This window comes from Haloarcula vallismortis ATCC 29715 (assembly GCF_000337775.1).
GTDB lineage: Archaea > Halobacteriota > Halobacteria > Halobacteriales > Haloarculaceae > Haloarcula > Haloarcula vallismortis.
In genome coordinates, this window is sequence record NZ_AOLQ01000040.1 from 1 (window position 1) to 24,857 (window position 24,857).

27 protein-coding genes are annotated in these 24,857 nt (G+C 64.2%); 12 read left to right on the forward strand and 15 right to left on the reverse strand.

Translation table 11 applies throughout. The annotated features are described in order from the left end of the window. The coding region (locus C437_RS09965; RefSeq protein WP_004516820.1) for a 2-oxoacid:acceptor oxidoreductase family protein at positions 1-236 on the reverse strand (236 nt) is incomplete at its 3' end. 205 nt (positions 237-441) lie between these two features. Here C437_RS09965 and C437_RS09970 point away from each other — a divergent pair. After that, positions 442-1,077 (forward strand): FAD-dependent oxidoreductase, encoded by a 636-nt coding sequence (locus C437_RS09970; protein WP_004516821.1) that lies wholly within the window; start codon positions 442-444, stop codon positions 1,075-1,077. A 72-nt stretch (positions 1,078-1,149) separates the two neighbouring features. On the opposite strand, the gene C437_RS09975 is transcribed toward C437_RS09970, so the two are convergent. After that, positions 1,150-2,016, reverse strand: coding sequence for a universal stress protein (locus C437_RS09975; protein WP_004516822.1), 867 nt, complete (start codon positions 2,014-2,016; stop codon positions 1,150-1,152). A gap of 126 nt (positions 2,017-2,142) precedes the next feature. On the opposite strand from C437_RS09975, the gene C437_RS09980 reads away from it, so the two are divergent. Beyond that, positions 2,143-2,433 (forward strand): transcriptional regulator, encoded by a 291-nt coding sequence (locus tag C437_RS09980; RefSeq protein WP_004516823.1) that lies wholly within the window; start codon positions 2,143-2,145, stop codon positions 2,431-2,433. A gap of 28 nt (positions 2,434-2,461) precedes the next feature. Here C437_RS09980 and C437_RS09985 read toward each other — a convergent pair whose 3' ends face one another. From C437_RS09985 to C437_RS10010, 6 genes are all read right to left on the reverse strand, one after another. Further along, positions 2,462-2,878: a Rieske (2Fe-2S) protein gene (locus C437_RS09985; protein ID WP_004516824.1), complete on the reverse strand. Its 417-nt coding sequence runs from the start codon at positions 2,876-2,878 to the stop codon at positions 2,462-2,464. Between the two features lie 92 nt (positions 2,879-2,970). Next, complete coding sequence (locus C437_RS09990; protein WP_004516825.1) at positions 2,971-3,843, reverse strand: aminotransferase class IV; 873 nt, start codon at positions 3,841-3,843, stop codon at positions 2,971-2,973. Continuing rightward, positions 3,828-4,541 carry an anthranilate synthase component II gene (locus tag C437_RS09995; RefSeq protein ID WP_004516826.1) on the reverse strand — a complete coding sequence of 238 codons (714 nt, stop codon included), beginning with the start codon at positions 4,539-4,541 and terminating at the stop codon, positions 3,828-3,830. The genes C437_RS09990 and C437_RS09995 overlap by 16 nt, the downstream gene beginning before the upstream one ends. Next, positions 4,538-6,007 (reverse strand): aminodeoxychorismate synthase, component I, encoded by a 1,470-nt coding sequence (gene pabB / locus C437_RS10000; protein ID WP_004516827.1) that lies wholly within the window; start codon positions 6,005-6,007, stop codon positions 4,538-4,540. The genes C437_RS09995 and pabB overlap by 4 nt, the downstream gene beginning before the upstream one ends. Positions 6,008-6,072: 65 nt before the next feature. Then, positions 6,073-6,672 (reverse strand): helix-hairpin-helix domain-containing protein, encoded by a 600-nt coding sequence (locus tag C437_RS10005; protein ID WP_004516828.1) that lies wholly within the window; start codon positions 6,670-6,672, stop codon positions 6,073-6,075. 50 nt (positions 6,673-6,722) lie between these two features. Next, positions 6,723-7,520 (reverse strand): shikimate dehydrogenase, encoded by a 798-nt coding sequence (locus tag C437_RS10010; RefSeq protein WP_004516829.1) that lies wholly within the window; start codon positions 7,518-7,520, stop codon positions 6,723-6,725. Between the two features lie 131 nt (positions 7,521-7,651). On the opposite strand from C437_RS10010, the gene C437_RS10015 reads away from it, so the two are divergent. The 7 genes from C437_RS10015 to C437_RS10045 all read left to right on the forward strand — a co-directional run bounded on the left by C437_RS10015 (position 7,652) and on the right by C437_RS10045 (position 16,252). After that, a complete protein-coding gene (locus tag C437_RS10015; protein WP_049919727.1) occupies positions 7,652-9,013 on the forward strand; it encodes a sodium:calcium antiporter in 1,362 nt (453 codons plus the stop codon). Next, the gene (locus tag C437_RS10020) at positions 9,013-10,368 is read left to right on the forward strand and encodes a D-aminoacyl-tRNA deacylase (RefSeq protein ID WP_004516831.1); all 1,356 of its coding nucleotides are present in this window, start codon (positions 9,013-9,015) and stop codon (positions 10,366-10,368) included. Before C437_RS10015 ends, C437_RS10020 begins: the two co-directional genes overlap by 1 nt. A gap of 103 nt (positions 10,369-10,471) precedes the next feature. Then, the gene (gene ftsZ, locus C437_RS10025) at positions 10,472-11,632 is read left to right on the forward strand and encodes a cell division protein FtsZ (protein ID WP_004516832.1); all 1,161 of its coding nucleotides are present in this window, start codon (positions 10,472-10,474) and stop codon (positions 11,630-11,632) included. A 163-nt stretch (positions 11,633-11,795) separates the two neighbouring features. Further along, a complete protein-coding gene (locus C437_RS10030) occupies positions 11,796-13,034 on the forward strand; it encodes an ABC transporter substrate-binding protein (protein WP_241431660.1) in 1,239 nt (412 codons plus the stop codon). Further along, positions 13,031-15,484 carry a methyl-accepting chemotaxis protein gene (locus C437_RS10035; RefSeq protein WP_049919723.1) on the forward strand — a complete coding sequence of 818 codons (2,454 nt, stop codon included), beginning with the start codon at positions 13,031-13,033 and terminating at the stop codon, positions 15,482-15,484. The genes C437_RS10030 and C437_RS10035 overlap by 4 nt, the downstream gene beginning before the upstream one ends. 146 nt (positions 15,485-15,630) lie before the next feature. Beyond that, positions 15,631-15,810 carry a protein translocase SEC61 complex subunit gamma gene (locus tag C437_RS10040; RefSeq protein ID WP_004516835.1) on the forward strand — a complete coding sequence of 60 codons (180 nt, stop codon included), beginning with the start codon at positions 15,631-15,633 and terminating at the stop codon, positions 15,808-15,810. Positions 15,811-15,814: 4 nt separating this feature from the next. Further along, on the forward strand, positions 15,815-16,252 hold the full coding sequence (locus tag C437_RS10045) for a transcription elongation factor Spt5 (protein ID WP_004516836.1): 438 nt from the start codon (positions 15,815-15,817) through the stop codon (positions 16,250-16,252). Positions 16,253-16,399: 147 nt separating this feature from the next. On the opposite strand, the gene C437_RS10050 is transcribed toward C437_RS10045, so the two are convergent. Next, positions 16,400-16,699, reverse strand: a complete 300-nt coding sequence (locus tag C437_RS10050; RefSeq protein ID WP_004516837.1) for a DUF7565 family protein — start codon at positions 16,697-16,699, stop codon at positions 16,400-16,402. Between the two features lie 115 nt (positions 16,700-16,814). Here C437_RS10050 and C437_RS10055 point away from each other — a divergent pair, with 115 nt between their 5' ends. After that, positions 16,815-17,576 (forward strand): PHP-associated domain-containing protein, encoded by a 762-nt coding sequence (locus C437_RS10055; protein WP_004516838.1) that lies wholly within the window; start codon positions 16,815-16,817, stop codon positions 17,574-17,576. Here the strand turns inward: C437_RS10055 and C437_RS10060 are convergent. Both C437_RS10060 and C437_RS10065 read right to left on the reverse strand, forming a co-directional pair. Continuing rightward, positions 17,573-18,079, reverse strand: a complete 507-nt coding sequence (locus C437_RS10060; protein ID WP_004516839.1) for a metal-dependent hydrolase — start codon at positions 18,077-18,079, stop codon at positions 17,573-17,575. The two genes, C437_RS10055 and C437_RS10060, sit on opposite strands and share 4 nt — an antisense overlap. A 36-nt stretch (positions 18,080-18,115) precedes the next feature. Next, entirely contained in the window at positions 18,116-18,625 is a 510-nt protein-coding gene (locus C437_RS10065) for a CinA family protein (protein WP_004516840.1), read from the reverse strand. Positions 18,626-18,704: 79 nt separating this feature from the next. Here C437_RS10065 and C437_RS20620 point away from each other — a divergent pair, with 79 nt between their 5' ends. Both C437_RS20620 and C437_RS10070 read left to right on the forward strand, forming a co-directional pair. Next, positions 18,705-18,848, forward strand: coding sequence for a hypothetical protein (locus C437_RS20620; RefSeq protein WP_004516841.1), 144 nt, complete (start codon positions 18,705-18,707; stop codon positions 18,846-18,848). A 38-nt stretch (positions 18,849-18,886) separates the two neighbouring features. Next, entirely contained in the window at positions 18,887-20,005 is a 1,119-nt protein-coding gene (locus C437_RS10070; RefSeq protein WP_004516842.1) for a pyridoxal phosphate-dependent aminotransferase, read from the forward strand. 23 nt (positions 20,006-20,028) lie between these two features. Here C437_RS10070 and citE read toward each other — a convergent pair whose 3' ends face one another. Genes citE through C437_RS10090 form a run of 4 tightly spaced genes read right to left on the reverse strand, consistent with a single transcriptional unit; the run spans position 20,029 to position 24,856 of the window. After that, positions 20,029-21,069: an L-malyl-CoA/beta-methylmalyl-CoA lyase gene (gene citE, locus C437_RS10075; protein WP_004516843.1), complete on the reverse strand. Its 1,041-nt coding sequence runs from the start codon at positions 21,067-21,069 to the stop codon at positions 20,029-20,031. Then, complete coding sequence (mch, locus tag C437_RS10080) at positions 21,066-22,142, reverse strand: 2-methylfumaryl-CoA hydratase (protein ID WP_004516844.1); 1,077 nt, start codon at positions 22,140-22,142, stop codon at positions 21,066-21,068. Before mch ends, citE begins: the two co-directional genes overlap by 4 nt. After that, positions 22,135-23,403 carry a methylaspartate ammonia-lyase gene (locus C437_RS10085; protein ID WP_004516845.1) on the reverse strand — a complete coding sequence of 423 codons (1,269 nt, stop codon included), beginning with the start codon at positions 23,401-23,403 and terminating at the stop codon, positions 22,135-22,137. The genes mch and C437_RS10085 overlap by 8 nt, the downstream gene beginning before the upstream one ends. Then, on the reverse strand, positions 23,393-24,856 hold the full coding sequence (locus tag C437_RS10090; protein ID WP_004516846.1) for a methylaspartate mutase subunit E: 1,464 nt from the start codon (positions 24,854-24,856) through the stop codon (positions 23,393-23,395). The genes C437_RS10085 and C437_RS10090 overlap by 11 nt, the downstream gene beginning before the upstream one ends. Position 24,857 lies beyond the last annotated feature (1 nt).

Consider the following 24,857-nt stretch of genomic DNA (forward strand, 5'->3'; position numbering starts at 1 on the left):
ATCGTGCGCTCGGTGAGTGCGATCAGGATGTCGAGGCGGTCGACGACACTCTCAACTCGGTCGACTGACGTCCGTACCTTGTAAGCAGTGTACCCGCCACGGATGCGGGAGGCGAAGTCCTTTGAGGTGAAGACGTGTCGACCAGCCCGGGAGAGTGCCTGCGCGAAGATCTTCCCGGTGGAGTCGATTCCATCGCCGGCTTCGCCGCCGATGGCCCAGTTCAGGTCCTCTGGCATTATATCCCTCGGGTAGCCAGCGTGGTAGGAAAAGCCTTCCGTAACCGCCCGCGCGCGCACTACTCGCTTTCGAGTGAATTTTCACATAGTTTCGAGCGAAAAACGGCATCATCACTCGTATGTGTGAAAAAACCGGCAACGCGGGCCGGGTAGACTGAAACTCCGCGACCGTAACCCCCTTGCCCAGCCACGGTAACTCTGAGGTATGGATGAACGAGTCCTCGACGTGGTTGCCGTCCGAGATGCCGGACCGGACACCGTGGCGATTGACTTTGAGACACCAGAGGCCTTCGACGCACAGCCCGGTCAGTTCGTCAAGCTGACACTGACCGTCGATGGAGAGGACATCTCCCGGTTCTACACTATCTCCTCGCCGACGGTCGACGAGGCGTTCGAGATCACCGTCGGCATCGACCCCGACGGCGAACTGGCACCACATCTCGGCGCGCTCGAAGCGGGCGACGGCGTCCGTATCGCTGGGCCGTTCGGGTCGGACTACTACGAAGGCGAGAGTCGCGTCGTCGTCCTCGCTGGCGGTCCCGGTGTCGGCCCGGCGGTCGGTATCGCCGAACGTGCACTGGATGACGGCAACGAGGCTGCAGTCGTGTATCAGGACGACGCGCCGGTCCACGAGGACCGACTGGACGCGCTCGCACAGGCCGGGGCGCTCGTCTCAGTCATCGGTGGTGGGGCGTCCCTGACCGAGCCGGTCGCTGATGCCGTCGAGGACGGCGGTCAAGTGTTTATTTACGGCTTCGCGGACTTCCTAGATGCGGCCACGGAAGCGCTCGAAGCTGCCGGCGTCAGTACCGACGACGCGAAGGTCGAAAACTTCGGATAGGTCGGTCGAGGGTCGTTCGAACGGCGTCTCGCCGGCTGGTAATATCGCCATGACAGACCACTGGGAGCGATGCTAGCTTTCGTCACCGGCATCCGAAGCTCGAACAGTCATCACCGGCACCGGCGAGGTTCGGACCAGTTTTTCCGCGACGCTGCCCAGCAGGTAGCGGTCGATACCAGTGCGGCCGTGGGTCCCGATGACGACGAGGTCAGCATCAGTCTCCTCGATGGCGTTGAGGATGGCCCGATACGGGACACCATGGGTGATGGCTGTCTCGACGGTCTCAACTCCCAGCTCAGAGAGCCGGTCGGACGCATTCTCTACGGCGTCCGTCGCAACCGACTCCAGTTCGTCGATGATAACGCTCGACCCGACATCGATACCGAGTGACCGAGTGTCCACGACCGAAACGAGGTGGACAGTGGCATCGGTTGTGTTTGCGAGCGCGCCCGCCGGTTCGATAGCCGCCTCTGCCCCGCTACTGCCATCGGTCGGGAGCAGAATGTCGTCAAACGAGACGGGTCCCGGCTCAGCGTCGGCTCTGACTGAGAGGACTGGCACATCGGCGAGGCGGACGACTTTCTCGGTCACGCTGCCGAGGAGGAACCGACGGACACCAGTCCGACCGTGGGTTCCCATCACGATGAGGTCGATGTCGTTCGCGTCGCCGTAGTCGAGAACCGCATCGTGGACGACCCCCTCGCGGACCGCGGCGGTGATGGACAGACCGTCGGTGTCGACGTGGTCGGCCTGGGACTCGACGAACGCTTCTGCTGGGGAGTCGCCGTCGTAGTCCCAGTCGTCCGTGGGTCCGTGCTCGTCGACAACTGAGAGGACGTGGACGGCCGCATCGTGAGTGCGGGCGAGCGTGGCGGCCACTTCGAACGCGCGCTCGGAACCGGGGCTGCCGTCGGTCGGAACGAGAATGCTGTCGAACATTGGATGTCGCTATTCACTGCCGACAGTGATAAACTATCGTGGCTGAGACAGGAACATCAGGAGAGCCCCACTGCGGCGGTACGAGAACAGAACAAAGCATATAACAGTTGGATGCGAACTTTTCCCATGCGCGAGGCAAGTCGGACGACGCGCCAGCGCATCGCTGATCAACTACGCGACGAAGCGATGGCCGCCGGGACAATCGCGAACGAGTTCGAGATACAGACCAGCGACGCACTCACGCACGTAGAACACATCGCGAAATCCCTAGACTCGACTGACGAAGAGCTTCTCGTCGCCCCACCGGAATGTGAAGAGTGTGGCTTCACAGACTTCGATGACCTGACCAACCGACCGAGTCGGTGTCCGGAGTGTAAATGTGAGGCTGTCTCGGAGCCTGCGTACCGAATCAGCTGAAACGCTCCGCGGCACCGCTGCTGTACGTTCAGTTCCCGGAGAAGCCGATGCGACCGCGTGAGGAGAGGTCGTGGTCGCCGGAAGGGCCCTGATTTTCGAACTCGTAGCGCTCGTCGGTCAGATAGATGTCGCCGTCCTCGGTGGTAATAGCGACTTCCTCCAGAACCGCCCCCTCGCAGGGGCCGTAGTTACACAGCCCCGAATCGGACTCGAACGTGGCCCCGTGTTTCTCACAGACGAGTTGCCCATTGCGAACCGTTGCTCCACTTCCTTTGTCCAGTCGGACATCCGTCCAGTGTGGACAGTAGTTCTCGAACGCGACGACGGCGTCAGATAACTCGACGATAATCGCTTCCTTCGTGTCGAACCCGTCGCGAACAGTAAACAGAAATGTTCCGTCATCGGGCACCTCGTCCAGCGCGACGATACGGCTGTCCTCGTCCATACTACCTGCTTGTAGGGACCTAAGCCGTTTTAAACCGCCGGTCCCGGCGCTATTCTCGTATCGAGGAGACGAACACCAGGACTGCATCTGCGTCAGTAGTGCTGCTGCTCGATTCGCTCGTCGAACAGCCGCTGGAGGAGTTTCGTCATCGGCCCGCTCCCCACGGAGATGCCGTCGACGGTCTCAATCGGTCGGATTTCCCACGTCGAGTTCGTGAGAAACGCCTCGTCGGCGTCGCGCAGGGCATCGAGCGAGTAGTGGCCTGTTTCGACGGGGAACTCTTCGCCTCGGGCGATGTCCATCACGATGTCGCGGGTGACCCCCGGCAGCAGGTCGAGGTCCGCGCTCGGTGTCCGGAGGCCGTTGTCGGTGACGAAAAAGAGGTTGCTCGTCGCCCCCTCGGCCAGATTGCCGTCCATATCCCGGATGAGACACTCGTCAGCTGGTTCACCGCCGGCGGCGGCCTTTCGGAGTTCCAGTCGGCCGAGGATGCCGTTGAGGTAATTGTGGGTCTTCGCGTCTGCCGGGACGGCCTCGCTGGGAATCCGTCGGGTCCGGACCGTCTGGACCGACGCCGGTCCGTCCCAGACGCGTTCGCCCTCTAACCCGCCCCGCGGGAGTTCCTTGCAGATGACGACGATAGTGGGGTCAACATCGGCTCCCGGCGTGAGCTTTCCGGGCTGGACGCCACGCGTGACAGACAGTCGGACGTAGGCCTCGTCGAGGTCGTTGGCAGCGAGCGTATCGTCGACGCGCTCCCGGAGGTCATCGGGCACGGCGTCGGCGAAGCCCAGCGTCTCGGCCGTGCGCTGAAGCCGCTCGCGGTGGGCGTCCCACTGGAACGGTTCGCCCCCGTAGGCCCGGAGTGTTTCAAAGGCCGCGTCGCCGTACATGAACCCGCGGTCGCGCACTGACACCGTCGCCTCGTCGTCGGGGACGAGCGTTCCGTTTACGTGGTATTGCATAGCAAGCAGAAGTTCTCGATCATAGCCTTGCCGTGGTCGGTCAGAATGCTTTCGGGGTGGAACTGGACGCCGATGTGCGGGCGGTCACTGTGGCGAACGCCCATGACGACCTGCGACTCATCCGTGCCGTCGGCGACGGCAGCGTCGGCTGAATCGGGTTCCACAGCGGCCCCAGCGTCGTCGCTGACGGTGTACGCTGTCTCGGTCAGCGCGTCAGGGAGGTTCTCGCGGTCGACCGCAAGCGAGTGGTAGCGGCCGACCTCGAACGGCTCCGGAATGTCTTCGAACACGCCAGTACCGTCGTGAGTAACCGACGAGGACTTGCCGTGGACGACCGCCTCGGCGTGGCCGACAGGTGCGCCGTTGGCCGCACACAGCGCCTGGTGGCCGAGACAGACTCCCAGCGTGGGGTATTCCAGCTCCTCGAATATCGGAATTGAGACGCCGGCGTCCTCCGGCGTGCCCGGGCCTGGTGAGACGACGATGCCGTCCGGGTCCAGCTCGCGGATGCCCTCGACATCGATGGCATCGTTGCGCCGGACGACGACGTCGGCTTCGGTCCCGCCGAGCCGGAGCACCACTTCGCCGACGTACTGGACGAGGTTGTACGCGAAGGAGTCGTAGTTGTCGACGACCAGCACGGTCGGTGCGAGCGAGTCTCCCGTCGAGCCAGTGCCGCCGCCGTGGGGGTCACTCATCCGCCGTCCTCCATCGTCAGGTCGAGGCGTCTCCCGAGGGCCTCGTCGACGGCGGTGACGAGCGCCCGGCCCTTATCCAGTGTCTCCTGATACTCGCTGTCCGGGTCCGAATCGTGGACGACGCCGGCACCGACACGGAGGTGGTATTCCTCGGCGTACCGGACTAAGGTCCTGATGACGATGTTCAACGTCGCGCGGCCGTCGAAGCCGAACAGGCCGATGGAGCCGGTGTACGGTCCCCGTCGCGTGGCTTCGACCTCATCGATAATCTCCATCGTCCGGGGTTTGGGCGCGCCGGTGATGGTCCCGCCGGGGAACACCGCGGCGATGGCGTCCTCAAGCGTCGCGCCGTCGCGGAGCTGCCCCTTGACGACCGAGACCAGATGCATCACCTCGGAGTAGCGGTCGACGCGGCGGTAGTCCGACACCTCGACGCTCCCAAATTTGCTCACTTTCCCGAGGTCGTTGCGCTCCAGATCGACGAGCATCGCGTGTTCGGCCCGCTCCTTCTCGTCGTCACGCAGGTCCGCTTCCAGTTGGTCGTCGGCTTCGGGCGTTTCGCCCCGCGGGCGGGTGCCGGCGATGGGTTCAGTCTCGATTCGGTCGCCGTCACGGTGCAAGAGCAGTTCCGGACTGGCGCTGACGAGGTCGACGCCGGGGAACTCAAGTAAGGCGGAGTACGGTGCTGGATTCACGCTCCGAAGCGCGTCGAAGGCCTCGACCGGATGGACCGCTGCGGGGGCACGGAGGCGCTGTGAGACGTTCGCCTGAAACGTGTCGCCCTCGCGGATGTACTGCTTGACGGCCCGGACCCGGTCAGCGAATGACTCGCGCGTACAGTCGCTCTCGAAGGTCGCTTCGTCGGCCTCGACCGGCGGGTCCTCGACACCCGGGTCGCCCTGTACGGCCGCCCGAGCCAGGTCAAGCGCGTGCTGTTTGCCGAACTCGTAGGCCAGTTCGGCCGTTTCGAAGTCGCCGATTCGCGGGCAGGCTGTCACGCGCAGCGTTACCGACTCACCGCGGGGCTCCTCCCAGGCCGCGAAGCGGTCGTAGCGAGCTATCTGGAGGTTCGGGAGCGCGCGGTCGGCGTCGGCGCTGTCGGGCAGTGACTCCAGTTCCCGCGCCACGTCGTACGAAAGCCACCCGACGGCTCCGCAGGGATACGGCACGCCACAGTCACCGCGGACCAATCGCTCGCCCTCGACAAATTCGGTCAGTGCGGCGAGGGTCCCGCCCGCTCTGGGGCTGACCTCGCGAAAGTTCGCGGGAGCGGTCCCGAAGTAGCCCCAGCCCGACTGGCCGCCGGTGGTCGCCAGATACACGCCCCCCGTCTCGTCACGCGCCCGACGATAGGCGAGAAACGGGTCGTCGATATCCACGTGCACCTCGACGGGGACGCGCGCCGCTGCGGGTGCGTCGGCCGCGAGGTCGGTGAACGTAGTCCGGTCGGTTTCGACCGATTGCATTACCGAATGAAAGCAGTGCGGCGACTAATTCCCTTGCGGTTCAAAAAGATGGACTGCCAGTTGTCTCAGAACTCTTCTGCCCGCTCGATCCAGCCCGAAACGCGGCTCTCTGAGAGGTCGGTGTCCGCGGCGATGTCCGCTGCGTCCCCAGCGGCGAGTTCGCTGACCGTCTCGATACCGATACCGTCGAGCCGGTCGGCGTAGGCGGGACCGATACCTTTGATTTCCGTGACAGGGGCGGTGTTTTCCCCGTCGCCGGTCTCAGCTACGTCCTCGTCGTCAGCCTCGGCCGGTTCCTCGTCAGCGCTGCTCTCCGAGTCGCTGGCTTCGTCGTCGAGCGCTGTGTCTTGCTCGGACTCCGGGGGAGAAGCATCGGTCGCAGATTCTGATTCGTCGTCGGTGGCGGTCGGTGACGCAGCGGTCTCTGACTCGTCCGTCTGCGTCGATGTTCCACTCCCAGTCCCCGATGCAGTACCGGCCCCGTCCGCAGTATCGGATGTGTGGGTCTCGGTAGTCGCGGCAGTGTTCGTCCCCTTCACAGCGTCTTCGTCTTCAGTAGAGGGCTCTCGCTCGACGGTCACGTCCACGTCGCGATTCGTTCCCGACGTGGATGACCCAGTCCCGTCAAGCCCAAGGGCGGATTTCAATTTCTGAAGCAGACCCATACATGAACGTATTTATCCCCTACACAAATCTCTTGCTGGTGACCGGTCCGCTACAGGTGTTCACGCAACTGGCTGTTCATACTATCTACTGGCGCGTCTTGGCCAGTCCAGCGTTCGAACGCTTCGACCCCCTGATACAGGAGCATCCACGCGCCGTCAACGGTCGTTGCGCCCGCAGCCGCCGCGTCCTGTAGCAGGCGGGTCTCAATCGGCGTGTACACCGCATCGAGCACCGCAAGGTCGCCGTGCAACGCGTCGGCGGGAACCGGCGTCTCGTCTTCCTCCATGCCCACGCTCGTACAGTTGACGAGGATGTCGGCGTCCGCGAGTAGACCGGGAAGCGAATCAAGGCCATGGCCCGTCGCGTCCGGGACCGCATCGGCGAGCGCATGGGCTTTCGATTCGGTCCGGTTTGCGACCTTCACCGACAGCCCTTCATCGGCGAGACCGAACGCGACCGCCCGGCCCGCGCCGCCGGCTCCGACGACGACAGCGGTACCCGATAGCGGTACCTCGTGGTGGTTCAGCGCTCTGACCGCACCGACCGCGTCGGTGTTGTAGCCTGTCGGCGTGTCACCGGTGAAATCGACGGTGTTGACCGCGCCGATGCGCTCGGCGAGCGGCGCGGGGTTGACGGCGTCTAGCACGTCCTGTTTGAACGGGATTGTGACGTTGAGGCCGCTTATTCCGAGCGTCTCTGCCGCCTCGATGGCCGCAGCACCAGAGTCCGCTGGTGGTTCGAACGTGACGTAGCGTGCATCAAGTCCCAGTGCCTCGTAGCCCGCCTCGTGCATCGGCGGCGACAGCGAGTGCCCGACCGGGTTTCCGAGAAGTCCGTAAACGTCCATACCAACGTCAGCGCGCCCCGGTCGTATCAACGCCACGCTCTGCGGGACACAGCCTCCGGCCGACACTTTCGCAAGCTTTTCAGCCGGACCCAGCCACACTTCCGACAGTGAGTCGTCTACGCCATCCACTGATTCAGGTTGCCGTCGCGCTGGCCCTGACCGTCGGCTGGATTTACCTCTTTATCACCGGCATCGAAGTCGGGAACGTGACCACCGTCGCGGTCAGTGGGCTCGCCGTTCTCGGGGCGTCGTTCCTGCTGGCCTGGGGCGCTGAAACAGCCGAGAAAGACGTGCCAAGAGCCTTCGCTATCGCTGTCCTCGCCATTCTCGCCGTTGCTCCCGAGTACGCCGTCGACGCGCTGTACGCCTGGAACGCCGGGGCGGGTGGCGCGACGACGGAAGCCTGTCGCCAGTTCACGGCGGCAGAAATCGAGTCTGCGACCGGGGGCCTCGCTCGCGCCTGTCACGACGCGAACCTCGCCATCGCGAACATGACCGGCGCGAACCGTATTCTCATCGGCATCGGCTGGGCCGGCATCGCCGTGTTCACGGTCTGGCGGGCCGCGAAAACGCAAGACCCCGCAGTCACGAAACGCGACGGCTTCCTGACCGACGCCGTCCAGCTGGACACCGACATCGCGACCGAGATTACCTTCCTCTTTCTGGCGACGATATGGGCGTTTCTCGTCCCGTTTGGCGGCGGTATCGGTATCCTCGATACGCTGTTTCTGGTCGGCCTGTACGTCGCGTACATCGGTCTCGTGCTCAAGTCCGACATCGAACACAGCGAGCACACCGTCGGCGTGCCGAAGTACTTCCAGGGGTGGTCGCTGCCGTGGCGGCCGCTCGTTGTCCTGGCGCTGTTTGGCTACTCCGGTGCGATGATATTCACTGCGGTCGAGCCGTTCGCCCACGGCCTCGAAGAGATCGGTGTCGCCAACGGCGTCCCCGAGTTCTTCATGATTCAGTGGGTCGCCCCGCTGGCCAGCGAGTCGCCCGAACTCATCGTCGTCGCCGTGCTGGTCAACAAGGCCCGGTCGACAGCCGGATTCAACGCGCTCATCTCCTCGAAACTCAATCAGTGGACACTTCTCATCGGGACCATCGCAGTGGTGTACTCCATCGCGCTCGGCGGGTACGGCGTCCTGCCGTTCGACGCCAGACAGGGTGCGGAAATCTGGATTACGGCGGCCCAGTCCTTCTTCGCGCTTGCGATTCTGGTCAACTTCGAGATCAGTATCCGCGAAGCGGTCGGGCTGTTCGCGCTGTTCATTTCGCAGGTGATTCTGGAGTTCGCTATCATCAGGGACCTCGTCGCCGTGCCGATATCGAGCCACGACCTCCTACTTGCCTACACAGCGCTGTACGTCGTCGCCGGGGCCGGACTGTTCATCCAGCGCCGCGAGGCGCTGAAACACCTGTTCGGGCTGGCCGGAGACGCCGTCCGGACCGCAATGGGTCATGAACCGGCCAATCTGGAGAACGCGGACTGATGCTTGGAATCGTCGTCTCACATGCTGACGCGGCGTCGACTCATATCGGTGAGCACCTGCGCTCCCTGCGAGACTGGGACACTCGCGTCGACGAGACGCGGCCCGACGCCGATGGCGGCGGCACAGTGTACCGGACTGACAGCGTGGAACTCCGTGAGTTCGAGGCGCTTCATCTGGACATCGAAAACGTCGCGGCGGCGTTCGACGACCCGGACCTGCTGGTGTTCGCTTCGAAACATGCCGGCGAGACGGACGAACTCCTGACGGCACACCACACCGGGAACTTCGGCGTCGCGGAGTACGGTGGCGAGGACGGTCGGTTCGCCCGCGCCTGCCCCGGCGCACACGAGGCCGTGATTTCGGCGCTCCAGCGCCATGCCCCGCCGGGCTATGAGGTTGGTATGGAGTGTACCCACCACGGTCCGACGGCGGTCGGCGTTCCGTCGATGTTCGTCGAGGTCGGCAGCGCGGAACCACAGTGGGAGGACCCGGACGCCGCCGACGCCGCCGCCAGAGCGATACTGGACCTTGCGGACGAACCGGCCGACAAGCCGCGAGAGAACGGGACGCGCCGCCACCTGCTGGGCGTCGGCGGCGGCCACTACGCGCCGCGGTTCGAGCGCGTCGTCCGCGAGACGGACTGGGCGGTCGGCCACATCGCCGCTAACTGGTCGCTGGAGGCGCTGGCGGAGTGGGCCGACAGCGACGAGGAGCGCGACGCCGTTCTCGAACGCGCTTTGGCAGCCAGTGCGGCCGACTACGCCCTCATGGAGGGCGAACGCCCAGACCTCCAGGCGGCTATCGAGTCGCTGGGCTACCGTGTCGTCAGTGAGACCTTCGTTCGGGAGACAACCGCTGTCGACCTGGACCTCGTCGAGACGCTGGAAGACGCTGTCCGGCCGGTCGACGACGGTCTCAGGTTCGGGAAGCTTGCGCCCGGATACGACGGGGAATGGACGATTCTTGACCTGCCGAACGAACTCATCTCGGACGTGCGCGGGGTCGATAGCGAGGCGCTGCGCGAGACCGTCGAAAATCAGTCCATCGCGTACGCGACCGAACAAAACGGCACCGTCCTCACCGGACCGATTGTCTGCCCGGCGGAGGCGGACCTGCAAGCGGTCGTCGCCCCGCTCGTCGAAATCCTCGAACGAAGATTCGACAGTGTCGAGTGGACTGCGGACGAACTTGTTGCCCGCGAGACAGCGTTCGACCCGGATCTCGCGCGCACAGCCGGCATCCCTGAAGGACCGAAGTTCGGGAAGCTTGCCTCGGGTGAGTCAGTCGAAATCGATGGAGAAGAGATAGAGCCAGAGCGGTTCCAGCGAGAGCGTATACGTCGATATACGCTGTGAACACTGGCGTGTTAGACGCCGAAACTGGGACTCAACACGTCAGACAAGCGTCAGACATAGGGGGAAAACTAATAACTATTCGTCTGCAAGGACGCTTTAAATTATGGATTCGATAATTGACGACGCTATCGACGAGGCAGAACAAGACGGGGAGGACGCGGACGGAGGAAATGTCAGCGAGACGTCATCGACACCGTCACAGGACATGTCCACGTCGGGGACAATGTCCGACGAGGAACTGGCAAGCGTCGTCAAGGACCTAGAGACGAAGATTACGGTCGTCGGCTGTGGCGGTGCCGGCGGGAACACGGTCACCCGGATGATGGAGGAGGGCATCCACGGGGCCAAACTCGTCGCCGCAAACACCGACGCACAGCACCTCGCCGACGAGGTGGCTGCCGATACCAAGATTCTCATCGGCCGCAAACGCACCGGCGGCCGCGGCGCGGGTTCGGTCCCGAAAATCGGTGAGGAGGCGGCACAGGAAGATATCGAGGATATCCAGCAGTCCATCGACGGCTCGGACATGGTGTTCGTCACGGCGGGTCTCGGCGGCGGGACCGGAACTGGCGCGGCCCCGGTCGTCGCACAGGCTGCGCAAGAAGCTGGCGCACTCACCATCTCTATCGTCACGATTCCGTTTACTGCGGAGGGTGAGCGCCGGCGTGCCAACGCCGACGCCGGCCTCGAACGGCTCCGCTCCGTATCTGACACCGTGATCGTCGTCCCGAACGACCGCCTGCTGGACTACGCGCCGTCGATGCCGCTACAGGACGCCTTCAAGATCTGTGACCGCGTCCTCATGCGCTCGGTCAAGGGCATGACTGAACTGATCACCAAGCCCGGCCTCGTCAACGTGGACTTCGCTGACGTTCGCACTATCATGGAGAACGGCGGCGTCGCGATGATCGGCCTCGGCGAGTCCGACTCCGAGAACAAGGCCCAGGACTCCATCCGGTCGGCGCTTCGCTCGCCGCTGCTCGACGTGGAGTTCGACGGCGCGAACTCCGCGCTCGTCAACGTCGTCGGCGGCCCCGACATGAGCATCGAGGAAGCCGAGGGCGTCGTCGAGGAGATTTACGACCGCATCGACCCCGACGCCCGAATCATTTGGGGTGCGTCGGTCAACAACGAGTTCGAGGGCAAGATGGAGACGATGATTGTCGTCACCGGCGTCGAGAGCCCACAGATATACGGACAGAGCGAGGCCGAACAGGAGAAGGCCGCCCAGCAGCTCGGCGAAGATATCGACTACGTGGACTGAAACAGCCTCGCCGTCTGTTCTTCTGGCTACAGGTACTGGATACCCCGTCATCTATTATTTTGACTACAAATACCAGTGGATAGCTCTCTTTATTTACACGAATGCTATCATAAATGATATTCTTGCCGAAAGGGGTTTATTCTGAAATTCAGTCTCTACTCACATGTACTCAGATTCGAGGCGTAATGTTCTCAAAAAGTGTTTAGCTGTTGGGAGTTTGGGCCTCTCGTCTGGCTGTCTTGGATCTCTGAGCGGAAGCGGTGACACTGTGCAGTTTGGTGCACTCCTTCCGCTCAGTGGTGCACTCGCTCCACTCGGGCAACACGGCAAGCGCATGGTCGAGCAGGCTGTGAACGATGTCAACGCTGGCGGTGGAATCGGCGGTAATAGCGTCGAAGTGACCATCCTCGATACCGAGGCGAGCGCCGAAACTGCTGTCGAACAGTACCGCTCGCTCGCCGACCGTGGTGTCGTCGGTTTCGTCGGTGGCCTCGTCAGTGACGCGTCGCTCGCGCTCGCGCCGGAGGCTGCCAGCGACGAAATTATGGAGGTCAGCCCCGCCAGTACTGCCCCGCAGCTATCGACTGCCGGCCGGGCCAACGGGCGGAAGTACTTCGGCCGAACAGTGCCAAGCGACGGGACGCAGGCAGTGGTAATGGCGAAGGCCGTCGACGACCCGCTCTACATCGACGCGGACTCCGTCGCACTACTGAGTATCGACAACTCCTTCGGGGCCGGACTGGCCGAAGTGCAACGCGACGTATTAGACGCCGAGGTCGTCGCCGATATTCGGTACGACCCGTCGTCGGAATCGTTCGACGACACGCTCGCAGACGTGTTCCAGAGCGACCCCGATGCCGTCAGCTTTACTAGTGTCTCCGGTCAGGAGCGCGGTATCCTTGATGCGTACAGCCAGTCGGAGTACGACGTTCCATGGGTGTTGTCTGCGGGGATGTTCGGCGGCGACCTCCCGTCGTATTACGACGGGTTCTACAGCGCGTCGCTGTCATCAGCGCGGACGCAGGCGTACTTCGAGCTTGTCCGCCGACTCTCGGACATCGATGATCCCAGAGCGTACTCGGTCAACGCCTACGACGCGCTGTTTTTGATGGCGTGTGCCGCCGAGCAGGCCGGTGAAGCCAGCGGGCCGGCGATCGCCGAGACCATTCAGTCAGTTTCCGGCGGGTCCGGCCACACCGTCTCAGTCGGCGACTTCGGCCGTGTTCGGTCACTTACCGAAGCAGGACGAGCAGTGAATTACCAAGGTGCGTCTGGAAGCGTCGACCTGACCGGCAATCTCGAGCCGCTGAGTTCGTACCTCATCGAGCGAGTCACTGATGGGTCAGTCGAGTCTCTGGAGCTATTGCAACCGCAGTTCTTCAAATCGGGAGGGAACCGATGAGTTCGCTCCCGAGCCGGATGGTGCAGGCGACGGAGCGCGCGCTCCCAAGCGTCATTCGGCGGCGGTACGCGGCGAAGTTCGGTGTGCTGTTGCTCGGCGTGGTCGTCTTGCTCGCACTCGGTGGGGCAGCCATCAACCTCGAGACGGGAGCGCTGGTCGAGTCACAGACAGAAGAGCAGATCCGCGGTGTTGCGGAGTCCCAATCGAGTTCCGTCTCCACGTGGGTCTCGAACAAGCAGTCGACGGCATCGTTCCTTGCGGCGTCTATCGGTGACCGGTCCGAGTCGACTACGGACAGAGAACATCAGCGGTGGCTCGAACAGAAGCTGATTGGGCTCCCGGGAGACGTTCGCGCGCTTCATTACGTCGACGCCGCTGACGGCACAGTCACTGCCAGCACCGACGACGAACTGAACGGCGTCGCACTGAGCGACGTTGACGACCCGTGGACGGACGCGAGTGGTACGGTCGTCTCATCGGGACCGACGAGCACGTCAGAAGCGTACCAGAGCGGTAACGAGTCGGTTATCGCCTTCGTCCAGCCCGTCTCCGGCAGCGACGAATACGTCGTGTTGACGGCGTCGCTTGAGGCGCGCTCTCATGAATTTACCTCACCGTTTGCGACCGGCGACGTGAAGGTAGTCGGGTCGGACGGCCAGATCATACTCGACAATCGAAAGAGTTCGATTCTCGAACAGTACGCGGCGACCGGGGACGCGACCGACACGAGTGTCGAAGCGGCACTGAACGGCGAGACCGGCTACAAATCTGTCTCCGCCAGAACGGGGATGGAAGACGGTCAGTACGTGATGGCGTACACGCCGGTGACCGGCACTGAGTGGGCGCTGCTGTATCACGTGCCCCAGGACCGCGCGTTCGCACTGCAATCGGCTGTCTCACAAAACATCGTGCTCCTGCTTGCGCTTGCCGTCGGGGCACTGTTCGTCGTCGGTGTGACAATCGGGCGCGGAACCGCGAACGCGCTCTCCCGCGTGGCCGAAAGCGCCGAGGACATCGCTGCCGGTGACATCAACAGTACGCTCCCGGAGACCACCCGCGTTGACGAGATGGGACAGCTGTACGACTCATTCGCGTCGATGCAGGCGTACCTGACGACCGCCGCGGATCAGGCCGACGCGCTCGCAGCAAAGCGGTTCGACGACCCGGCGCTCGACGAGAGCATCCCCGGTGAGTTCGGCGCGGCGCTGGAGGAGATGGGCGAGGATATCCAGACGTTGATTACTGATGTCGAGGCCGCCAGAGACGAGGCGGAGGCAGCGAAAGAAGACGCTGAGGAGATGGCGTCTGCGCTCGAAGCAAAGGCAGCCGAGTTCAGCGACGTGATGGACCGGTCGGCGGCCGGTGATCTCACCCAGCGGATGGCTACCGACAGCGACTACGACGCGATGGTCGATATCGCGGAGAGTTTCAACGAGATGATCGCTGAACTCGAACGGACCGTCAACCGCATCGAAGGGTTCGCTGGAACCGTCGACAGTTCGACGGAGACGATTTCGGCGAGCGCACAGGAGGTGCGGTCGGCCAGCGAGTCGGTGAGCGAGTCGGTGCAACAGATCGCCGAGGGCGCTGACGAGCAAAACAGAAACATCCAGCAGGTGAGCGACGAAATGACCGACCTGTCGGCGACCGTCGAGGAGATTACTTCGTCAACCGACGAAGTCGCCTCGAAGTCACAACAGGCCGTCAACGACGGCGAGTCCGGCCGCGAATACGCCGAGCAGGCCGCCGCCGAAATCGAGGCGCTCGAACGGAAATCCACCGAGGCTATCGAACAGGTGGAGTCCCTCGCGGCGGAGATGGAGCGCATCGGCGAAGTCACGACGCTCATCGACGAAATCGCGGAACAGACGAACATGCTCGCGCTCAACGCGAACATCGAAGCCGCCCGGGCCGGTGAGGCGGGCGAAGGGTTCGCTGTCGTGGCTCGCGAAATCAAGACGCTCGCCGAGGAAACGCAGGAAGCGACGACTGACATCGAGTCGATGATCAGCGAGATCCAGTCCCGGACTGACTCGACTGTCGAGGATATGCAGGACATGGGCGAGAGTGTCGACACCGGGAAAGAGACGGTCGAAAACGCGACCGACGCGCTGACCAGTATCGTCCAGCAGGTCAACGAGGCAAACGACGGCGTGCAGGCTATCAGCGACGCGACCGACGAACAGGCCGCCTCGATGGAGGAAGTCGTCTCGATGGCTGAGGAGGTCGGCTCGATCAGCGAGGAGACATCCGCCGAGGCAGAGAACGTCGCCGCGTCCGCCGAGGAACAGACGGCGTCGATCACGGAGGTCACCGAGAAGATACAGTCGCTCTCCAGTCAGGCGACTGACCTCAAGGACCTCATCGACCAGTTCGAAACCGGCGATGCCGGTGACGGCAGTGAACTGGGAGCACACGAATCGGGCGGGACTGCGTTGACCGACGACTGACGAGCAGCTTCGGAACGCCAGTGCCGGGCATTGTCCCGTTCGGCCGGCCATTTTTTCAGCCGCGATACCCAGAGCGCGTTGTGAGTGGCGCGAACTCGTCGTCGCGCACCACAATATAGAAAAGCCACCAGTGGGTACGACCCGCTATGGACGTTCCATACGATCTCACCTCCTACATCCGCGTACTCAAACTGGCGAGTACGCCGTCGTGGGAGGAGTTCTCCCAGATCGCGAAGATCGCCGGCGCGGGCATCGCGCTGGTCGGACTGCTCGGGTTCATCATCTTCGCCGTGATGACCTTCGTGCCTGGCAGCAAGCCGGTGTAAACCGATGGGGATCTACGCAGTCAAAACCACGGCCAGCCAGGAACGCACCGTCGCGGACATGATTATCTCCCGCGAGGAAGACGAGATTCACGCCGCGCTCGCACCGGACTCGCTGACGAGTTACGTGATGGTCGAAGCCGACGATCACAACGTCTTCGACCGGATTCTCGACGAGATTCCTCACGCCAACGGCGTCGTGCAGGGGGAGTCCTCGATGGCGGAGGTCGAGCACTTCCTCTCCCCGAAACCGGACGTGGAAGGCATCGCGGAGGGCGACATCGTCGAACTCATTGCTGGCCCGTTCAAAGGCGAGAAGGCACAGGTCCAGCGTATCGACGAGGGCAAAGATCAGGTGACCGTCGAACTGTACGAGGCGACGGTCCCGATTCCGGTTACCGTGCGCGGTGACCAGATTCGCGTGCTTGACTCCGAAGAGCGGTAGAGAAGCCCCGGGCCGCGAAACCGTGTGACGCGGTCGGCGAAGCGACTCTCGTTCACCTCGAACGGGCGGCGACCGAAACTGCAAAGCAGACTTTTCGGGCGAATTGTCTGCGGTCCGTCTCAAAGAGCGACTGCCGCAGTATCGACGCTACGCTTCGCCGCCTTCCAGTCGGTCGATGACTTCGCTCATGTTGGCGGCGGCCTCGACGGACTCCTTTATTTGTTCGCGGCGGCGAACCTCGGCGGCGGAGGCGTCGTAGGCGCGGACGTACTCCGCGCGGGAGTGCTCGTCGAACGCGTGCTTGATAGCGAAGTAGCCGTCAGGGACGACGGCACCGCAGACCTTGCACTCGATACGGTCGTGTTCGACCGACTGATGGATGATGAGCTCCTCAACGCGGTCGAACTGTCTATCGTCCCCTTCGATGTCGCACTCCCAGCGTGGCATTTGCTCAGTCGCAGGCGACCCGGGGGTAAAAACCTTGGCTGCCACCTGTCAGCAGCCTGTCTCGCAGACTGCCGAAACGGAAACCCCTAATGGCAGTACGGAGTTAGCGTCGACCGTGCAACCCGAGGGGTACGCCGTTGATCTCCACGTGAAAGTGCTCGACGACGGGGTCGTCGAGCGCGCGAAGGCACGTGGCCTCGACGCGCTGGTGTATGCGCCGCATTTCACGCGGCTACCGGAGATACGGCGGCAAGCAGAGACGTTTTCCGACGAAGAGCTGACCGTGTTTCCAGCCAGAGAGATATTTACTGGGACATGGCAACAGCGCCGGCATGTGCTGGCGCTTGGCCTCGAAGAGCCGGTTCCGGATTTCATTACCTTCGACGGCGCAATGCGTGAACTCGACCGCCAAGACGCGGCCGTGCTCGTCCCCCACCCCGGCTTTCTCAACGTCAGTCTCGGGCTGGACGATATCGAAGCCTACGGGGACAGCATCGACGCGCTGGAAGTGTACAACCCCAAACAGCTGTCCCACCACCGAGACCGCGCGCAGTCGTTCACGTCAGAGACCGGTCACAAGCCGTTCGTCTCATCGTATGCCCACGTCCGTGGGACCGTCGGCGAGGCGTACGTGACCTTTGCCGAGGCGTTCGACGATGTGGCAGCGCTCAGTACGGCGCTGAAAAGCGACGTGGAACGGTCGCTGTTCCATCGCGATGGTCTCTCACACGACCTCCGGCGGGCGGTCGAGTGGGCGCATCTGGGGCTGGAAAACACGTGGGGCAAGTTTGACCGGCTGATGCTCCAGGGAACCGAGCCGACGCATCCTGACCACGTCGCGTACGACGGGCGGTTCAACGACGTGAAGGTGTACTAAACCAGAAACGCGCTGTTTTCGACGACGAAGGTTCTGACCGTTGGCGGCAGGTACTGCGGGAGGACGTGGACGAGCAGGGCGACCGCGAGCAGTTCGAAGGCGGTAATCACGACGGTAACGGCTTCGGCGTGGTCGCTGGATGTTGTCACACCCGTCGGTGAGCCATACTCTGTGTCCGAGATAGGGTAAAACAGCGCGATACCCCGGCGGGAGCCGAAGTAGTCCAGCACGTAATGTGTGAGGACGCCGAGCCACACCCACTGGAGATTACCGCCGTGATACAGTGGGTGCGCCAGAAAAATCACGAGGACCGGGATGTTGTGCAGCGTCTTGCGGTGCTTGCCGAAGGCAGTGTCGACATCGGGGAACAGTGCGCCCAGAACGAGGGGAAGGAACACTTCCGCGATTGTCGCGAACGTCGTTACATCACCAGAAGGGTCGAGGACGTACCCCAGTCCGATGCTCAGGAGGACGGCATTGAGGACGTGCCCACGTTTGTTCATCTACCGGACCGTCTGTGTCCCACCTAAAAGAGCTTACTACTCCTGTAAGGCGGTTTCCAGGTCTCGGAGTGCCTGTGTCGCGATGCTCGCCTTGATTTCGCGACGGGTGCCGTCGAACTCGTAGCGGGACACAGTCACGCCGGATTCGTTGGTCCCCCACGGGGCGGCCTCGGCGACGGCGATGTAGACTGTCCCGACAGGCGTCTCCGACGAACCGCCGCTCGGCCCGGCGACGCCGGTCGTGGCGACGCCCCAGTCGGTTCTGGCCGTATCGCGGACGCCCTGTGCCATTTCGACAGCAACCGGCTCAGAGACCGCGCCGTGGGCGTCGAGCGATTCCCGCGAAACTGCCAGCAGTTCTCGCTTGGCCTCGTAGGAGTAGGTGACCAGCGAGCGGTCGAAGTAGTCGCTGGAACCGGGTATGTCCGTTATCTTCGACCCGACGAGACCGCCGGTACAGGATTCCGCGGTAGCGACCGTGGCATCAGCTTCTCGGAGACGCTTGCCGACGCGCTTCTCGGCCGGGTCCGCAGTATCGTCTGTCATTACCAGTAGTTGTCGTGACAGGCGAATAAACGTTCAGGACGGGGCGAGATACTTTCAGCTCGAAGACATAACTGCGTGTATGAGCTATCAGACGACGCTTGGCTGGTCACTCCTCACGTCGGGTCTCGTGACGCTGTTCCTCTGGGTCCTGCCCGGCTCGGACCTCCTGTGGGGGGCACTGTTGCTTGTCCTCGGTGGGCTGACACTGTACGTCCGCCAGTAGACAGAAAAACAGACGGGGCCGGCAGCCGGAGGGTCTGTATGGACTACACGGAACCCCAGTTCTTCCGGGTCATGCAGTACGCGGCCCGGGCCGACCGGGACGTGGTGGACATGGTGTCGGGCAACCCCGACTGGGACCCGCCCGAGGGGATTCGGGACGGGCTCAGAGACTACGCCGAGGCCCCGGCGGATGACTACCAGTACCCGCCCAGCGTGGGGATGACGCCCCTTCGCGACGAAATCGCCGCCCGACGCGGTGTGGACCGGAACCGAGTACTTGTCACGAACGGTGCGGGTGAGGCGAACCACCTCGCGATGACCGGCGGGCTCCACCGCTTCGACGGCAACGAGATTCTCTTGACGGACCCGGTCTACCCCTACTACGCCGGGCGGGCGAACTTCATCGGTGCAGACATCTCCTTCGTCCCGGTCGACGAGGACAACCGACTGGCCCCCGCGGACGTTCGAGCGGCCGCGAGCGAGGAGACGGCCGTCATCGTCGTCAATTCGCCGAACAACCCCACCGGGGCGGTGTACGACGCAGACGCGATGGCCGAGTTCGCAGCCATCGCCGAGGAGTACGACGCACTGCTGCTCAGCGACGAAGTGTACGACCACTTCGACTACGCAGGTCGGTTCAGTTCGGCGCTGCGCGCCGACTCTGACCACGTCGTCGCCACCAACTCCTTTTCGAAGACGATGGCGATCACCGGCTTCCGGGTCGGCTACGCGATTTTCCCGCCAGAGGACGGCCCGACCGGTGACCTGCTGGAACGGGCTCGAACCCAGCACATGCTCACAAATGTTACCGGGAGTCGGCCGGCACAGTACGCCGTCCTGCGGGCGCTGAAGACGACGAGTCCGGACTACTACGCTGCTTGCCGACGCCGCCTCGAAGCCCGCGTCGATGAGTTCTGTGGGGCGCTGGCGGAAGCCGGGGCCGAGTACAACCGCCCCGACGGCGGCTTCTACGTGATGGCGCGGTTCCCCGACTTCCCGGGGTCGTTCGAGAACGTGTACGAACTCGTGGACGAAGCCGGCGTGGCCGGGATGCCCGGCGAAGCCTTTGGCGACTCACGGAGCGACTGGATACGGTTCGCGCTCGTGACGCCCAGGGTAGACGAGGCGGCGACGCGGCTGGCGGAGTATTTTGAGTAAGCAAAAACGGTCGTCGGCGTAGGTCAGCCGAAAATCAGGTCCACGTCTCTCGCCCGCGCCAGTAGGTCGTCGGCGTAGTACTCCCCGGTCTGGGCGGGGTGGGTGTCGTCGATGGCCCGCACCGTTTTGACAGTGTTGGCGAAGTTCTTGTAGGTCGCCTCGTCGACCATCTGGCCGTCGACGACGACCGCGCCGGTCCCCTCGCGCTTGGCCTCGTTGAACGACTCGATCTTGTGGAGGTCCCGCTCCAGTTCCTCGGTCGTGGGCATATGGATGCGGTTGGCCTGCGTGGTCTGTTTGGGGTGCAGCGACCACGAGCCGTCGATGCCGATGGTCGCCTCGTGTTCGACCTGGTCGGCGTAGCCCTCGGCGTTGTAGTAGGTGACGCCGGCGCGCTCGTGGAACAACTGATCGAAGGGGCCGCCGATGGAAACGATGTCGGCCGCGCTCGTCTCGTTCGAGAGCGCTTCGAGCAGGCCATCCCAGCGGGGCCGTTCGCCGTTGAGCGCGCGGCCGCCGAGTTCGGCGGTGTAGTCCACAGGGCCGAAGACGAGCGCCGACAGCCGCGAATCAGCCGCGAACTGGCAGATTTCACGGAGGTCGGAGCGGCCCGGCGCTGTCTCCAGAATGATAGCCATATCCAGCGCGCCCTCGGAGAGCCCGGCGTCCCGTTCAGCGTCGGCGATGACGCCCGCAGCGTCGCGCACGTCCTCGAGGCGGCCGACCTTCGGGAAGACGAAGCCGTCCAGTTCCTCACCGACCTCATCGGCCAAGCGGGTCACCTGTTCGATGCCGCGCTCGCGGGCGTCGGCGTCGTCGTAGGCCCACTCGACCCGCGGGAGAATCTCCCCCGCGAACTCGTCGGCGTGGTCGGGGACGTGTTCGATGATGTTGTCGACGGCCTCGGCTTTCATCGACGGCGCGGTGCCGTCCTCGATGTCGGGGACGAGCCAGTCGGGGGTCTGGAACCCCTCGCTCGTGAGTCCCGAGACGAGGAACTTCGCGCTGTTGTCGTTCGGTATCGCGGCCGGTGCGGTCTGGAATGTGCGACAGAGTCGTGTCATGTATCTCGCTGAATGAGTGCGGTTCGCCGGCCAGAGTAGACCGGGGTCTGCTCCTGATTGAACGCGACGTGTTCGAAGGTGACCGCGCCGGCCCGCGATGGCCCGGCGTCGGGGTCACAGTCGAGGACGCGGGTGAACCCGTAGACGGTGTCACCGAGCGTGACGAAGTCGTGGAACCGCTCGTCGGCGAAGCGGTGCTCGCGGTAGGTCGCCTCGTCCGAGCGGGCGTGTGCCAGCGCAATCGAGCGGGTCACGTCGCCGTAGGCGACGATGTCGCCCGAGGGCGAGTCAGCCATCTCGTCGCGGTTGTGGTGCTGCCGGGCGGTGTTGAGCGTCGCCAGCGGGAGGCCCGCGACCAACTGGTCGTCCATCGTCCGCCCGCGTTCGTGGCGGTAGGCGACGGCGGCGTTCTCCTCGCGGGCGGTGTCGAGCGCCCGCTGGAAGTCCTCGAAGTGTTCTCCCTCGGGTGTGACGAGCGTGTCCGGGAGCGTCGGGTCGCTCTCATCCTGCTCGCCGACCGCGCCGCCGTCAGTCGCCGCCGGCTCCCGGCGCGGGATCATATTCGTCCGCTGGTAGGAGACCAGTCTCTCGCCGGTTTCGCGGTTCCGGCCCTCTGTCTCCCACGTAACGATGCCGTACTTCGGGCGGGACGAGGAGGTCCGGGTGTCGACGACAGTCGAGGTGACCGACAGCGGCGTGCCGGCCGTCGCTGGCTGATAGAACTCCACGTCGTCCCGGCCGAGGAAGTAGCCCCCCTTCTCTGAGAGGTCCTCAACGGTAATGCCCATCACACAGGCCAGCAGGTAATCGGGGTGAACCGGGCGCTCCTCGAAACCACGCTCCTGGGCAGTGTCAGCCCGCCAGTACGCCGGGTCGTGGTTGAGCGTCTGGCCCATCCACTGCTCGCTGCCGTGATGGGTGAGTCGGAGGCCGGGGTCGTGCACGAGTTTGTCGCCCTCCGCGAAGAACTCGAAGAAGTGGCCCTTCTCCCGGGTGTCGGCCCGGTCGAGCAGCCTGTCGAACGTCTCGCCGTCCGAGAGGTCCAGCGTGTCGGGGTCGGCCCAGTCAGTCATCGGCCGGCACCTCCCGTGTGGCTGCCCGGCGCGCAAGCGCCCGCCGCATCTCGTTCGTGACGACCATGAACCCCTCGTCGAAGCCCATGCCCGGTTTCGCCAGCACCTGCGCGGCGTCGGTCGCCAGCGCGACGTGGGCACAGGCCCGCGCCGAGGTCACGGTCTCGTTACAGGTCCCGCCGACGTAGGCACGGGTGTCCGTTCCCTCGCAGTACAGTACCGCCTCGGCCGAGCGCTGGATACCGCCGAGGTCCGGCGTCTTTATCTGGACCAAGTCGGCGGCTTCCGCGTCGACGAACGCCTGCACGTCCTCGAAGGTGTTGCACCACTCGTCGGCGACGATGTCGACCTCGACGCCGGCATCCGCGAGGCCGTCCCGGAGTTCGGCCATCTCGGTTATCTGCGCCTCGCGGCCGCCGGCGTCCATCGGACCCTCGACCTGGAGGGGGTACGGCGCGGCGGCCTCCTGCAGGGTCTCGAAGTAGTCGGTCACCTCGGTCCGGTCGTACGGCGGGCCGAACACCTTCCCGAGGATGCCGTACACGTCGACGTGGAAGCGCGGCGAGTACGGTTCCGGCCCGAGCGCCGTCGCTCGGTCCGAGAGCCACGCGAGATAGTCACGCAAGCCCTCGCCGTTCTCGCCGACCTTCTCGACGCTGTTGAACAGACCGTGGGGGAGCACCGGAACGCCCTTGATGAGCATCTTCTCGGCGTTGATGCGGCGCTCGTCGCCCGACTGGCCGAACACCGGAATCGGTGAAGTCGCCGGCTCCGTGTCGTAGGTGTCGGCGAGTACGTCCGTCGGCGTCACGCCTTGCGCCTGCGCGGCGGCGTTCAGCAATGCTTGCGAGACGCCGTATCGGACCGCCGTATGGAGTTGGCCACCGCCCGAGCGGTGGGCGTCCATCTCCTCTAGCATTGTCGTGTTGGCCCCGAACTGGGTCGCGTCCTGCCCGCGGAGGGCGTCGGCGACGGGCCCCTCGACGACGGGGCGGTACTTCTCGGCCCGGAACAGCGGGTCCCGACCGCCAGCGCCGGAGTACTGCACCGCGGCGCAGTCGCCGGTCGCAATGGAGCCGTCGGCGAGTTCGATCTCCACGATAAGCGCCTCGCCGGCCTCGCGGATGCGGTCAAACCCCTCGGTGACGGGCTGGCCGTCGTAGGCGAACCCGCTCTGGGTCGCCCCGTCCTTGATGGCCTGCTGGTCGTCGAAGAAGAACCCGGAGAGGCCCGGAACCGTTCGCACGTCCTCAATCCGCATCGCTGGCACCCCCTGCGGGGCTGTTGTCGCCGGTCGGACGCCCGATGAGCTTCCCGTCGCTGATGGCGTCCACGTCGTCGGCGACCATCCGGAACGACTGGTCGCGGCCCTCGGTCTCGGCCCGTTCGCCCAGCCGCGCGGCGTGAATCTCCTTGATGTCGTCCGGGAGCGCGAGGTCCGCGAACTCGAAGATTCGGACCCGGCCGTCGTCGTCTCTGGCCGGCAGCACTGCGCCCTCGGCGGCGTCACTCGGCGCAAAGGGCACGTCCAGCGCGCCGCTGTCGAAGGCGTTGATAACCCCCTGTGCCACGTCGCCGTCGCCGGCGTCGTAGATAGCGTCCATCAGCGCCCGCGTCTCTCGCTCGATGAGCGCCTGTTCCTCTTCGATACCACCCAGATCGATGTCCTGTTCGATCATCATATCGATAAGCTGTCTCGTCGTTCGCAGTCCGGCCGCGTTGGCCTCTTTCGTCGGCACGCCCTGGAACTCCTGGGCGGACTTCGTGATGACTTTGTCCGGCTGGGCGACGGCCGCCGTCGCGCCGCCGAGGCTGATGACGCCGTTGGCGCGGGCCTCGTCGGGCGGGAAGCCCCCCATCCACTCGTGGAAGACGGTGGTGACAGTCACTTCGTCGCGGAGGTACTCGTTGCCGAGCTTCCGCAGCGCGCGCAGCGCCGCCACGTCCTGCACGAGGTTCCCGACCTGTCCGTAGCCCAGCGTGAGCGACCGAACGCCCTGCGTCGCGGCTAACTCACCCTCGACAAGCATCACTGCGATGGCGATGCTCGGCGGGACAAGGGTGCCGGTCAGCGGGCCGAACGGTTCGCGGTTGATGGTGACACCGCGTTCGGTGTAGGCTCCACAGAGCCGGTCGACGAACTGCCAGTGCTCGATGGTCGTCGCGAGGTCGTGCCGCTTGGTGTACGGAATGTTGTAGGATATCGGCCCGCCCTCGAAGCTCTGGAAGCCGCCGGCGAGCGTGACCATCGCCAGCAGTCGGGCGTCGGGCGTGCCGTGGCGGACCTCGACCGGCGCGTCGAGCGCCCGGATAAGCCGTCGGCAGTCCTCGACGCCGTGGTTCACTGCGGGGAAGCCGTTCAGTTCGTTCTCGTCGCTGCCGCGAGAGGCAGCCAGTCCCTCTTCTGCCTTCTCGTACTCGTTGTCACGCGTGTACGAGTCGATAGTCGTCGGCAAGAGGTCCGCGCCGCCCTCGTCCTGCAGGTACCGCAGCAGGTCGATCTGTTCTTCGAGGCAGGGAACACCCGCCCGCGGCTGGAGGAGTGGCTGGTCAGCCGACTCCAGCACCGTGGCGAACTGTTTCGAGGCGGGCAGCGACTCGTGGAAGGCGATGGCCTCCTCGAAATCGACTTCCCGGCCCGTGTGCCAGTTGTCCCTGAGTTCGTTTGCGATGCGCTGTAGCTGGTCGTCGCTGAGTCGCTCGTCAGTTGGCATA

Excerpts from the sequence above, each read along its gene's own strand:
- mch (WP_004516844.1), bottom strand. The coding sequence starts at position 22,142 with ATGACTGACTGGGCCGACCCCGACACGCTGGACCTCTCGGACGGCGAG.
- C437_RS10040 (WP_004516835.1), top strand. The coding sequence starts at position 15,631 with ATGGACGTTCCATACGATCTCACCTCCTACATCCGCGTACTCAAACTG.
- C437_RS09985 (WP_004516824.1), bottom strand. The coding sequence starts at position 2,878 with ATGGACGAGGACAGCCGTATCGTCGCGCTGGACGAGGTGCCCGATGAC.
- citE (WP_004516843.1), bottom strand. The coding sequence starts at position 21,069 with ATGACACGACTCTGTCGCACATTCCAGACCGCACCGGCCGCGATACCG.
- C437_RS10070 (WP_004516842.1), top strand. The coding sequence starts at position 18,887 with ATGGACTACACGGAACCCCAGTTCTTCCGGGTCATGCAGTACGCGGCC.
- C437_RS10060 (WP_004516839.1), bottom strand. The coding sequence starts at position 18,079 with ATGAACAAACGTGGGCACGTCCTCAATGCCGTCCTCCTGAGCATCGGA.
- C437_RS10010 (WP_004516829.1), bottom strand. The coding sequence starts at position 7,520 with ATGGACGTTTACGGACTTCTCGGAAACCCGGTCGGGCACTCGCTGTCG.
- C437_RS09970 (WP_004516821.1), top strand. The coding sequence starts at position 442 with ATGGATGAACGAGTCCTCGACGTGGTTGCCGTCCGAGATGCCGGACCG.
- C437_RS09975 (WP_004516822.1), bottom strand. The coding sequence starts at position 2,016 with ATGTTCGACAGCATTCTCGTTCCGACCGACGGCAGCCCCGGTTCCGAG.
- C437_RS10050 (WP_004516837.1), bottom strand. The coding sequence starts at position 16,699 with ATGCCACGCTGGGAGTGCGACATCGAAGGGGACGATAGACAGTTCGAC.
- C437_RS10035 (WP_049919723.1), top strand. The coding sequence starts at position 13,031 with ATGAGTTCGCTCCCGAGCCGGATGGTGCAGGCGACGGAGCGCGCGCTC.
- pabB (WP_004516827.1), bottom strand. The coding sequence starts at position 6,007 with ATGCAATCGGTCGAAACCGACCGGACTACGTTCACCGACCTCGCGGCC.
- C437_RS10065 (WP_004516840.1), bottom strand. The coding sequence starts at position 18,625 with ATGACAGACGATACTGCGGACCCGGCCGAGAAGCGCGTCGGCAAGCGT.
- C437_RS09995 (WP_004516826.1), bottom strand. The coding sequence starts at position 4,541 with ATGAGTGACCCCCACGGCGGCGGCACTGGCTCGACGGGAGACTCGCTC.
- ftsZ (WP_004516832.1), top strand. The coding sequence starts at position 10,472 with ATGGATTCGATAATTGACGACGCTATCGACGAGGCAGAACAAGACGGG.
- C437_RS10090 (WP_004516846.1), bottom strand. The coding sequence starts at position 24,856 with ATGCCAACTGACGAGCGACTCAGCGACGACCAGCTACAGCGCATCGCA.
- C437_RS10045 (WP_004516836.1), top strand. The coding sequence starts at position 15,815 with ATGGGGATCTACGCAGTCAAAACCACGGCCAGCCAGGAACGCACCGTC.
- C437_RS20620 (WP_004516841.1), top strand. The coding sequence starts at position 18,705 with ATGAGCTATCAGACGACGCTTGGCTGGTCACTCCTCACGTCGGGTCTC.
- C437_RS09980 (WP_004516823.1), top strand. The coding sequence starts at position 2,143 with ATGCGCGAGGCAAGTCGGACGACGCGCCAGCGCATCGCTGATCAACTA.
- C437_RS10020 (WP_004516831.1), top strand. The coding sequence starts at position 9,013 with ATGCTTGGAATCGTCGTCTCACATGCTGACGCGGCGTCGACTCATATC.
- C437_RS10030 (WP_241431660.1), top strand. The coding sequence starts at position 11,796 with ATGTACTCAGATTCGAGGCGTAATGTTCTCAAAAAGTGTTTAGCTGTT.
- C437_RS09990 (WP_004516825.1), bottom strand. The coding sequence starts at position 3,843 with ATGCAATACCACGTAAACGGAACGCTCGTCCCCGACGACGAGGCGACG.
- C437_RS10085 (WP_004516845.1), bottom strand. The coding sequence starts at position 23,403 with ATGCGGATTGAGGACGTGCGAACGGTTCCGGGCCTCTCCGGGTTCTTC.
- C437_RS10005 (WP_004516828.1), bottom strand. The coding sequence starts at position 6,672 with ATGGGTCTGCTTCAGAAATTGAAATCCGCCCTTGGGCTTGACGGGACT.